The 7,581-nt window shown below is 73.8% G+C and carries 7 protein-coding genes; 2 read left to right on the top strand and 5 right to left on the bottom strand.

Going from position 1 to position 7,581, the window contains the following annotated elements; genetic code table 11:
* Nucleotides 1-301, top strand: a 301-nt coding sequence (locus GCU69_RS15740; RefSeq protein ID WP_176604585.1) for a cellulose binding domain-containing protein, incomplete at its 5' end; no start/stop codon positions are given.
* A 127-nt stretch (nt 302-428) separates the two neighbouring features.
* Here the strand turns inward: GCU69_RS15740 and GCU69_RS15735 are convergent.
* Nucleotides 429-1,895: an acyl-CoA synthetase gene (locus GCU69_RS15735; protein ID WP_156206392.1), complete on the bottom strand. Its 1,467-nt coding sequence runs from the start codon at nt 1,893-1,895 to the stop codon at nt 429-431.
* 308 nt (nt 1,896-2,203) lie between these two features.
* Entirely contained in the window at nt 2,204-3,469 is a 1,266-nt protein-coding gene (locus tag GCU69_RS15730) for an SLC13 family permease (protein ID WP_098753979.1), read from the bottom strand.
* A 193-nt stretch (nt 3,470-3,662) separates the two neighbouring features.
* Here GCU69_RS15730 and GCU69_RS15725 point away from each other — a divergent pair, with 193 nt between their 5' ends.
* Nucleotides 3,663-4,367: a FadR/GntR family transcriptional regulator gene (locus GCU69_RS15725; protein ID WP_098753980.1), complete on the top strand. Its 705-nt coding sequence runs from the start codon at nt 3,663-3,665 to the stop codon at nt 4,365-4,367.
* A 102-nt stretch (nt 4,368-4,469) separates the two neighbouring features.
* On the opposite strand, the gene GCU69_RS15720 is transcribed toward GCU69_RS15725, so the two are convergent.
* The 3 genes from GCU69_RS15720 to GCU69_RS15710 form a co-directional block, all read right to left on the bottom strand.
* On the bottom strand, nt 4,470-5,234 hold the full coding sequence (locus tag GCU69_RS15720) for an SDR family NAD(P)-dependent oxidoreductase (RefSeq protein WP_098753988.1): 765 nt from the start codon (nt 5,232-5,234) through the stop codon (nt 4,470-4,472).
* A 42-nt stretch (nt 5,235-5,276) separates the two neighbouring features.
* Nucleotides 5,277-6,623 carry an MFS transporter gene (locus tag GCU69_RS15715; protein WP_156206391.1) on the bottom strand — a complete coding sequence of 449 codons (1,347 nt, stop codon included), beginning with the start codon at nt 6,621-6,623 and terminating at the stop codon, nt 5,277-5,279.
* Between the two features lie 126 nt (nt 6,624-6,749).
* Nucleotides 6,750-7,334 carry a TetR/AcrR family transcriptional regulator gene (locus tag GCU69_RS15710; RefSeq protein ID WP_156206390.1) on the bottom strand — a complete coding sequence of 195 codons (585 nt, stop codon included), beginning with the start codon at nt 7,332-7,334 and terminating at the stop codon, nt 6,750-6,752.
* Between the last annotated feature and the right edge of the window lie 247 nt (nt 7,335-7,581).

The following is a 7,581-nucleotide window of genomic DNA, read 5'->3' as shown; positions in this document are numbered from 1 at the left end:
AGGCGCCTGCACCGCCAAGTACGCCACCACCAGCCAGTGGAACGGCGGCTACAACGGTGAGGTGACCATCACCGGGGGCAGCAGCGGCGTCCGGAACTGGAAGGTGCCGTTGACGTTCGCGAGCGGGCAGACGGTCACCGCGGTCTGGAACGGCACCGCGAGCTGGAGCGGCAACGTCATGACCGTGACCCCGGCCGGCCACAACAGCACCCTGAGCGCCGGACAGTCCACCAGCTTCGGCTTCACCGTCAACGGCTCCAACACCACCGCACCGTCGGTCGGCAGCTGCGGCACCGGATGACCCCCGGGTTCCACACTCCCCCACACCCCGGCGCGGTGCCCCATCGGCACCGCGCCGTTGACCGACCGGAGACCCCGGTGAGCGTGGACCTCGGTGAGCGTGCCGAGGAGGACCGCGGGAACCGGGCTCAGGTGCCGAGCGCCCGTTTCGTGACCTTCCCCATGTCGTTGCGGGGCAGTTCGGACAGCAGCCGCACGGCGCGCGGCCGCTTGTGCGGGGCGAGCTGCGCCGCCACATGGTCGGCCAGTTCGCGTTCCCCCGGCGGGTCCGCCGGGTCGGCCGGCACGATCCACGCGACGATCCGCTCGCCCAGATCCTCGTCCGGCTCACCGGTCACCGCCGCGTCCCGCACTCCCGGGTGCTCCATGAGAGCGTTCTCGATCTCGCCCGCGCCGATCTTGTAACCGCCGCTCTTGATGAGGTCGGTGGCCTTGCGGCCGACGATCCGGACCCAGCCGTCGGGGTCGCGTACCGCCATGTCGCCCGTACGGAACCAGCCGTCCCCGGTGAACGCCTCGGCGGTCGCGTCGGGCCGGTTCAGGTACCCGGTGAACAGGTTCGGGCCGCGCACCTGGATCTCGCCGATCTCCGCCGGGTCCGCCACCGCTTCGCCCGCCTCGTCCACCAGACGCAGTCCGACACCCCGCAGTGGCACGCCCACCGTTCCCGGGCGCGGTACGGCGCCGGCCCGCACGCTGGTGTTCATCAGCGTCTCCGTCATCCCGTACCGTTCGACGACCCGCTGCCCGGTCGCCGCCGCGATCCGCTCGTGGTCGCGCACCGGCAGGGCGGCCGACCCGGAGACGAGCAGCCGGGCACCGGCCAGGGCCTGCGCCAGCTCCCGGTCTCCGGCCGTCACCGACTCGGCGATGCGGTGGTACATCGTGGGCACGCCGAACAGCATCGTGCCTCCGCGCGCGAGTTCCCGTGCCACGCCTCCCGTCGAGAAGCGCCCCAGGTGCCGCACCTGGCCGCCGCGCCGCAGCGGGCCCAGAATCCCGAGGACCAGCCCGTGCACGTGGAACAGCGGCAGGGCGTGCACGAGTACGTCGTCAGCGGTCCACCGCCATGCGTCCGCCAGGGCGTCCAGGGTGCTCGACACCGCCCGGCGGGGAAGCACCGCACCCTTGGGCGGCCCGGTCGTCCCGGACGTGTAGACGATCAGGGCCGGTGCGCCGGGTGCGGGTTCCGGGGGCGGCGCGGCCACGGGGCCGGTCACCGCGACCTCGACGTCCGTGCGCGGCAGCGCCCGCAGCGGGGCCGGGAGACTGTCCCCGGCCGCGGCGAGCACCGCCGACGGCGCGCTGTCCGCCACGATGTGCGCCAGTTCCCGCTCCCCGGCGCGCGGGTTGAGCGGCACCGCGGGCACCCCGGCGAGCAGCGCGGCCACCACCGCGACGGCGGTCTCCGGCGTCGGGGTCGCCCACACGGCGACCCGGCGGGCGGTGCCCAGACCGGCGGCGAGGGACCCGGCCGCCGCGGCCAGTCCGGCGTACGACAGGGAACGTTCGCCGAACCGCAGCGCGGGCCGGGCCGATCCCTTGGCCAGGGCGGGGAACAGGGCGGGGAACAGGGCGTCGGCAGGGGGACTCACGCGGCGTACTCCACTTCTCGTCGGGTTCTCGTCGGGCTGCGGACCCGTTCGGGCTGCGGACCGGTTCGGGCTGCGGCGGGCCCGTCCGGTGGGGCGGGCTCTCCGGGTGCGGCGGGTTCTCCGGCGCGGCGGGGCCCCACGTACGGCGGGCTCGTCCGTACGGGCGCGGACTCCGCGGGCGCGGCCGGCCCGTCCGGCGCGGCGGGCTCCCCACGTACGGCGGACCCCGGAGCACGGCGGCCCCTCGGCCGGGCGGCGGTCCCGTCACCCGCGGCGGCCGGGAGCGCACCGCGGCACCCGCACCCCCGTCATCCGAAGCCCGGAACCACCAGCACGAGCCACACGGCGGCGGGCACCACCGCGACGACGATTCCGCCGTAGATCATCAACTGCCGGAAGAACCGGTCCCGGTCGACGTCCGGGGCTGCGGCGAGCACCAGCGCGCCGTTCGTCGAGAACGGGCTGACGTCCACCACGGTCGCCGACACCGCGAGCGCCGCGATCATCCCGACCGCCCCGATCTCGCCCTGCGCGAGGAACGGCACGGCGAGCGGGATGAGCGCGCCCATGATGCCGACGGACGAGGCGAACGCCGAGACGACCGCCCCTATGTAGCAGAGCAGCACGGCGGCGAGCAGCGGCACCCCGATGCCACCGACGCCCTCACCGGCCCACGTGATGGTGCCCATCTCCTCCAGCACACCGACGTAGGTCAGCACGCCGCAGATGAGCAGCACGGTCGGCCAGGCGATCTCGCCGACGGCCTTGCGGCTGGACTCGGGCCAGAACGTGCTGAGGACCACGGCGAGTGCGACGGCGGTCAGACCGGCGTCCAGGTCGAAGCCGAGCACGGCGACGACAAGAGCGGCGAGGGCGGCGAGAGTGGCGACACGGGCCGGGTCGAGCCGTGAACCCCCGTCCTCCGCGTCCTCCCCGGGCCGCCCGGCCTCGTCGTCGGCGACGTCCCGGCGGGTCAGCCTCAGACCGCCGAACAGCACGAAGACGACGCCCGCGATGACGAGGTTGGCGAGCAGTGAGGCGAAGAACAGGGTGAGTTCGCTGCCGGGCAGTTCCTCGCGTTCCACGATCCCGTTCACGATCGAGCCGTAGATGCTGATCGGGGAGAAGCCGCCGCCCTGTGCGCCGTGCACGACCATCGCGCCCATGAGCAGCGGGCTGATGCCGTACCGGGAGGCGAAACTCAGCGCGATCGGCGCGACGATCGCGACCGCGGCCGGACTGACCGCGCCGATGGCCGTCAGCACCGCGGTGATCACGAACATCACCCAGGGGATCAGGGCGGTACGGCCCCCCACCAGGCGTATCGAAGCGTGCACCAGCCAGTCCGTGGTGCCGTTGGCGCGGGCGATGGCGAACAGATAGGTGATCCCGACCAGCACCACGAACAAGTCGCCGGGGAAGCCCGCGAAGATGCCGTCGGCGTCCAGGCCGGCGACCAGCTCGCCTACCCCGAACGCGGCGGCGAACGCGAGCGCGCCCATGTTGACGGAGCGGGTGGTGGCGATGACGAAGACCACCACGAGTACGAGGATCGAGATCAGTTCGGCGGGCATGTGGGCTCCCGTCCCTGGGGCCGTACCGGATTGGCCGAGTGGCTGAGCCATTCGGTGATCAACGGCACTCAGCGTCGGGCCAGGGCCATTGGCCGTCAAGGGGTCCGGCCCGAATTGGCTCAGCCACTCGGCCAACGGCACTGCTACGCTGCGAGCGGTGAGCGGGTCCGGGGGCGGGCGAGAGGGGGCGTGGATGTCCGACGCGCTGCGTCCCATGGGCAGGACGCGACTGTACGAGCAAGTGCTCGACCGGCTGCGGGAGTACGCCGCCGGAAGGGGGCTCAAGGCCGGCGACCGGCTGCCGCCCGAGCGTGAACTCGCCCAGCGCCTCGGCGTGTCCAGGGCCTCCGTCAAGCAGGCCGTCGTCGTACTCGAAGTGCAGGGCCTGGTCGAGGTGCGCCACGGGGGCGGCACGTATCTCGTCGGTGACAGCCTCGATGCCGAGCCCGTCGAGCGGCTCGTGGAGCGCAGACGGAGGCTGCCCGACGTACTCGAGGCGCGGGAGGCGCTGGAGGCGAAGCTCGCCGAACTCGCCGCCGAGCGGCGCACGCCGGACGACCTGGCGGCCATCCGTGCCGCGCTCTCCCACATGGCGGCGGAGATCGCCGACGGCGGCCACGGGGCGGAGGGCGACCGGCGCTTCCACGCCGCGGTGACCGCGGCCGCGCACAGTTCGCTGCTCGCCGAGTTCATGAGGTCCATCGCCGAGCAGATCACCGAGAGCCGGCACGAGTCCCTCCGCCAGCCCGGCCGGCCGTCCCGCTCCCTGGCCCAGCACCGGGCGATCCTCGACGCGATCGAGGAGCAGCGCGGCAAGGCGGCCGCGGCGGCGATGCGGCGGCATGTGCGCTCCGTCGCGCGGGTGCGGCTGCTCGACTGGAATCCGGACGGCGAGTAGCCCCCACGGGACGGCGGTCGTACGCCCGGGCCGGGACCCGGTGCGCACGACCCGGCGCACGACCCGGCGCACGACCCGGGCCCCACGACCCGGCAGCCCCCGTCAGGCAGAGGCGCCGCCGTCGACGACCAGATCGCTGCCGACGACGGAAGCGGCGTCCGGCGAGGCGAGATACAGCACGGCCGCCGCGACCTCGGCGGTGGAGGAGATCCGTCCCAGCGGCAGCGCGCCCTTGATCCGCGCGGCGCGGTCCGCGTCGGTCTCGCCGGGCAGCAGCGACATGGTGGTCGCGGACGGGCCGGGGCTGACGGCGTTGACGCGGACCCCGTCGGCGATGTGGTCGAGGGCGGCGGCCCGGGTCAGGGCGGAGACGGCCGCCTTGGTGGCGATGTAACCGGCCACGCCCGGGATACGGCTGTGCGCGCCGAGGTTGGAGGCGATGTTGACGATCGCGCCGCCGGTGAGCTGGTCGCGCATCCGGGCGGCTTCGGCCCGGATGCAGAGGAATACACCGGTGACATTGGTGTCGATCAGGGTGCGCCAGTCCTCCTCGGAGAGGTCGGCCACGGGCGCGCCGCCCCGGAAGACCCCGGCGTTGTTGACGGCGACATCGAGGCTGCCGAAGTGTTCGACGGTGCGGCGGACCAGCGCCGCGACGTCCTCGGAGCGGGTCACGTCCGCGGTGACCGCGACTGCCGTACCGCCCTCCTTCCCGATCAGGGCGACCGTCTCGTCGAGCGGTGCGGCGGTACGCCCGGCCGCGACGACCGAGGCCCCTTCGGCGGCGAACGCGAGAGCGGTGGCGCGGCCTATGCCGGAGCCCGCGCCGGTGACGAGGACGGCCTTGTCGGTGAAGCGTGCGGTCATGGGTGTGGTCATGGTGATGCCTTCCCTGGTGTCGGTCTTCGGTCAACCGGTACGGGTGCCGGTGTACGCGGCGGCGGCGAGGACGACTGCGGTCGCCGCGAGTGAGGTGGTGTCGGAACCGAGGGTGAGCAGCGCGGCGAGGACGACGGTCGGCCCCAGTTCCATCGCGGTGTTCATGACGCCGCCCGCGAGCCCGGCCCGCTGCGGCTCCACCCCGTGCGTCGCCAGGACAGCGGCCCCGGCGAAACTCGCTGCCGCGCCGGCCGGCAGCAGGAGCAGGCCGGGAAGCAGCCCGTACGCGTACGGAATGTCCGGTGCCAGGCCGGTGAGCGCGAGCAGCGCGAGACCTGTCGCGGCGACCGCGAGCCCGGAGGCGGTGACCGCCGGCGCCCCGAACCCGGCGACGAGTGGGCCTGCCGCGCGGCCCGATACGAGCAGCGCGGCCGCGAAGGGCACGAAGGCGGCGGAGGTCTGCAGCGCCGACCATCCGCGGTCCTGCTGGAGATGGAGCGAGAGCAGGAGGAACGGAATGGCGGTGCCGGCGGCGGTCAGGCCGATGGCGCTGACCGCGAAAGCCCGGCGGCGGTCCCGGAGGAACCCGGCGGGGAGCAGAGGGTCGTGGGCGCGGCGTTCGGCGATCAGAAAGCCCGTGAGGAGCGCGGCCCCGGTGAGCAGGGGCGCCAGGACGGCCGCCGATGCCCAGGGGTGGGCGTCGGTGCGGACGAGGCCGTAGCCGGCCAGGGTGATCCCGGTGGTGGCGAGCGCTGCGCCCGGCAGGTCCGGGGAGCGGCCCGTGCCGGCCGGGGTCGCAGGCAGCAGCCGCGGTGCGAGGGCCAGGGCGAGGGCGGCCACCGCCACCGGGACGGCGAAGGCCAGCCGCCAGGACGTGACCGCCGAGATGACCCCGGAGAGCAGTTGTCCCGCGGTCGCGCCGAGGACCGAGAGCCCGCCCCAGGTGGCCATGGCCTTCCCGTAGGCGGCCGTCCGGGGAAAGGCCGCGCGCAGGACGGCCATGGCGGCAGGAGCGGCGAGCGCGGCCCCGGCCCCCTGCGCGAAGCGGGCGGCGAGCAGAGCCGGCGGACCCGGGGCGAGCGGCACGGCGAGGGACGCCACGCCGAACACGAGCAGCCCGGCGTCGAGGGCGCGGCGCCCGCCGAAACGGTCGGTGACGCGGCCGCCGAAGAGCAGCAGTCCGGCGAAGGCCAGACCGTAGGCGGCGCTGAGGAGCACCAAGTCGTCCCGGCCGAGGGAGAATTCGCGGCCGATGTGGGGCAGCGGCACGACGAGCGAGGTGAGCGTGAAGATCAGCGACAGCTGCACGGTGCCGAGCAGCGCGAAGGCGGGCCCGGCCGAGGCGGCCGTGGTGTTCCCGTTCCGCGTGACGGTCATTTCTCTCCCCCGTTATTGGACTGAACGTTCCATAATTTGCTCCTGCGGAAGCCCGCGGAAGAACCTGCCCGGTCCGGTGGCCGGCCCGCCACTTCGGGCACCGGGAGTCCCCGCGGAGGGTGTCGTTCAGTCCAGCAGCCTCAGCGCCTGCTCGGCCGCGTCCCGGACCCGGCCCGGGTCGTCCGACGCCTTGCCGACCACCCGCAGGCCTTGCAGCAGCACCAGCAGCATCCGTGCGAGGGCCCGCGGGTCGCGGCCCGCGGGCAGTTCTCCCCGGGCGCCGGCCCGCACCAGCGCCGAGTGCAGCAGGGTCTCGATGTGGTCCCAGCTCGCCCCGACCCGGCGGGCCGACGCCGGGTCGTGCGCCCCCAGCTCGGCGGCCGTGTTGGTGACGAAGCATCCCCTGCCGCGCCGGTCGCCGGAGCCGGCCTCGGCCGCGAAGCGCCGCACCAGCGCGCGCACGGCCGGCAGTGCGGGGCCCGGTTGGGACAGTTCGCGCAGCAACGCCGCGTCGCGGTCCTCGTTGTACCGGTCCAGGGCCTTCAGATACAGCTCGTGCTTGTTGCCGAAGGTGGCGTAGATGCTGGCGCGCCCGATCCCGAGACGTTCGACGAGGTCCGCCATCGAGGTGGCCTCGTAACCGCGCTCCCAGAACAGCTCCAGGGCTGACTGCAGGACGGCGTCCGGGTCGAATTCCTTGGTCCTGGCCACACCCGGACCCTAGGGGATTTTGAAACGACCGGTCAAGTATTGCTGGTGGAACGGCTCACACGGATGCGAGCGCGGGGGCTCGCCCTGCCGGGCGGAAACAGTGGTTTGCCGGACGGGAGTTGACCCACACGCCCGGGTTGCTCAAGGCCGGACGGACGGAGAACAGCAGCTCACCGGACCGGAGTTGGCCGTCCCGTCCGGGCTGCTCAAGGCCGGACGGCGGCTTCGGCCCGGTCCGCGACGACGC

The sequence above is a fragment of the Streptomyces lycii genome, assembly GCF_009735685.1.
Taxonomy (GTDB): domain Bacteria; phylum Actinomycetota; class Actinomycetes; order Streptomycetales; family Streptomycetaceae; genus Streptomyces; species Streptomyces lycii.
The sequence above is the reverse complement of the archived record's forward strand: the minus strand, read 5'-3'. Positions and strand labels throughout refer to the sequence as shown.

Bases quoted from the DNA above. Each gene is read 5' to 3' on its own strand.
- GCU69_RS15730 (WP_098753979.1), bottom strand. From the start codon at position 3,469: ATGCCCGCCGAACTGATCTCGATCCTCGTACTCGTGGTGGTCTTCGTC.
- GCU69_RS15725 (WP_098753980.1), top strand. From the start codon at position 3,663: ATGTCCGACGCGCTGCGTCCCATGGGCAGGACGCGACTGTACGAGCAA.
- GCU69_RS15720 (WP_098753988.1), bottom strand. From the start codon at position 5,234: ATGACCGCACGCTTCACCGACAAGGCCGTCCTCGTCACCGGCGCGGGC.
- GCU69_RS15715 (WP_156206391.1), bottom strand. From the start codon at position 6,623: ATGACCGTCACGCGGAACGGGAACACCACGGCCGCCTCGGCCGGGCCC.